Genomic DNA, 2,901 nt, shown 5'->3' on the forward strand with positions numbered 1-2,901 from the left:
TAGTGGCGAGCGAACGCGGAACAGGCCAGTGTCTTTGTAAGAACAAGCAGAACAGTCTGGAAAGTCTGACCATAGTGGGTGATAGTCCCTTATGCGTAATGTCTTATAAAGGCCTTGAGTAGGGCGGGGCACGAGAAACCCTGTCTGAACATGGGAGGACCACCTTCCAAGCCTAAATACTCTCTGGTGACCGATAGTGAACCAGTACCGTGAGGGAAAGGTGAAAAGCACCCCGATAAGGGGAGTGAAAGAGACCTGAAACCAGGTGCCTACAAGCAGTCGGAGCCTCTTATGGGGTGACGGCGTACCTTTTGTATAATGGGTCAGCGAGTTTCTGTCCGTAGCGAGCTTAAGCCGATAGGTGTAGGCGTAGCGAAAGCGAGTCTGAATAGGGCGATTAAGTTACTGGTAGAAGACCCGAAACCGAGTGATCTAGCCATGGCCAGGCTGAAGGTGCGGTAACACGCACTGGAGGGCCGAACCCACGCCTGTTGAAAAAGTCGGGGATGAGCTGTGGCTAGGGGTGAAAGGCCAATCAAACTCGGAGATAGCTGGTTCTCCGCGAAATCTATTGAGGTAGATCGTCGCATATTACCCTCGGGGGTAGAGCACTGGATGGGCTAGGGGGGCCCAAAGCCTTACCACACCTAACCAAACTCCGAATACCGAGGAGTATAAGTGCGGCAGACAGACAGTGGGTGCTAAGGTCCATTGTCGAGAGGGAAACAGCCCAGACCACCAGCTAAGGCCCCTAAATCGTGGCTAAGTGGGAAAGGATGTGGGGATTCCAAAACAACCAGGAGGTTGGCTTAGAAGCAGCCATCCTTTAAAGAAAGCGTAATAGCTCACTGGTCTAATAGAAACCCTGCGCCGAAAATGTAACGGGGCTCAAGCCACGTGCCGAAGCTGTGGGTGCATAGATTACTATGCGCGGTAGCGGAGCGTTCTGTAAGCCTGCGAAGGAGACGGGGTGACCCTCTCTGGAGGTATCAGAAGTGCGAATGCTGACATGAGTAGCGACAAACAGTGCGAGAAACACTGTCGCCGAAAGTCCAAGGGTTCCTGCGCAAGGTTAATCCACGCAGGGTGAGCCGGCCCCTAAGGCGAGGGCGAAAGCCGTAGTCGATGGGAATTAGGTTAATAGTCCTAAGCCTGCTAGAAGTGACGAACGAGATATGTTGTCAGCTCTTAACGGATTGAGCTGGCTTTTGGACCGTTCCAGGAAATAGCTCTAGCATATAGACCGTACCCGAAACCGACACAGGTGGACTGGTAGAGTATACCAAGGCGCTTGAGAGAACGATGCTGAAGGAACTAGGCAAATTGCTCGTGTAACTTCGGAAGAAACGAGACCCGTTAGTGGGTAACCATTAGCGGGTGGCACAGACCAGGGGGTAGCGACTGTTTAGTAAAAACACAGGACTCTGCGAAATCGAAAGATGACGTATAGGGTCTGACGCCTGCCCGGTGCCGGAAGGTTAAGAGGAGATGTGCAAGCGTCAAATCGAAGCCCCGGTAAACGGCGGCCGTAACTATAACGGTCCTAAGGTAGCGAAATTCCTTGTCGGGTAAGTTCCGACCTGCACGAATGGCGTAACGACTTCCCCGCTGTCTCCAGCATCGGCTCAGCGAAATTGAATTCCCCGTGAAGATGCGGGGTACCCGCGGTCAGACGGAAAGACCCTATGAACCTTTACTGCAGCTTTACAGTGGTATCAGGAAAGTTTTGTGTAGGATAGGTGGGAGGCTTTGAAACCAGGGCGCCAGCTCCGGTGGAGCCATCCTTGAAATACCACCCTGAACTTTTCTGATATCTAACCGAGACCAGTTAGCCTGGTCCGGGACCCTGTATGGTGGGCAGTTTGACTGGGGCGGTCGCCTCCCAAAGAATAACGGAGGCGCGCGATGGTGGGCTCAGGCCGGTCGGAAACCGGCTGTCGAGTGCAATGGCATAAGCCCGCCTGACTGCGAGAGTGACAGCTCAAGCAGAGACGAAAGTCGGCCATAGTGATCCGGTGGTCCCGCGTGGATGGGCCATCGCTCAACGGATAAAAGGTACTCTAGGGATAACAGGCTGATCTCCCCCAAGAGTCCACATCGACGGGGAGGTTTGGCACCTCGATGTCGGCTCATCACATCCTGGGGCTGGAGCAGGTCCCAAGGGTTCGGCTGTTCGCCGATTAAAGTGGTACGTGAGCTGGGTTTAGAACGTCGTGAGACAGTTCGGTCCCTATCTGCCGTGGGTGTAAGAGACTTGAGAGGATTTGTCCCTAGTACGAGAGGACCGGGATGAACGAACCTCTGGTGCACCGGTTGTCGCGCCAGCGGCACAGCCGGGTAGCTAAGTTCGGAATGGATAACCGCTGAAAGCATCTAAGCGGGAAACCAGCCTCAAAACTAGGTCTCACAGGGCCGTCCAAGACCAGGACGTCAATAGGTCAGGTGTATAAGCATGGTAACATGTGTAGCTAACTGATCCTAATCGCCCATATCTCTCACACACCTAAAACACATGCACAGTAATCAGTCACACTCACCAAAAAATACCAACCACACCCCAATCACCTAAAGGGTGAGCGGGAAGACCTGGTGGCTATGGCGGAGGATCCATACCCGATCCCATCCCGAACTCGGCCGTTAAAGCCTCCAGCGCCTATGATACTGCTTCTTAAGAAGCGGAAAAGTCGGTCGCCGCCAGGTCCCCTCGCTCACCCACTCCATACTTAAACCACCCACTACCGCGGGGTGGAGCAGCCCGGTAGCTCGTCAGGCTCATAACCTGAAGGTCGTAGGTTCAAATCCTACCCCCGCATCCAATAAATACCATACACAAATCCCAGATAAATCCCTAAACCCACACACCACTAAAACATACCCTTGCCTCTGTGATAAGCTTATCCC

The 2,901-nt window shown here is 53.5% G+C and carries 1 tRNA gene and 2 rRNA genes (1 of these 3 running past the window's edge); all 3 read left to right on the forward strand.

The window, feature by feature from the left end:
* Positions 1 to 2,502, forward strand: a 23S ribosomal RNA gene (locus tag NQF89_RS08740); it begins 235 nt to the left of the window's first position.
* A gap of 83 nt (positions 2,503 to 2,585) precedes the next feature.
* Positions 2,586 to 2,700: ribosomal RNA gene (gene rrf / locus NQF89_RS08745) — 5S ribosomal RNA — on the forward strand.
* A gap of 39 nt (positions 2,701 to 2,739) precedes the next feature.
* Positions 2,740 to 2,816, forward strand: a tRNA-Met gene (locus tag NQF89_RS08750).
* Positions 2,817 to 2,901 lie beyond the last annotated feature (85 nt).

The sequence above is a fragment of the Bombella pollinis genome (genome assembly GCF_026385485.1).
GTDB classification, from domain to species: domain Bacteria; phylum Pseudomonadota; class Alphaproteobacteria; order Acetobacterales; family Acetobacteraceae; genus Bombella; species Bombella pollinis.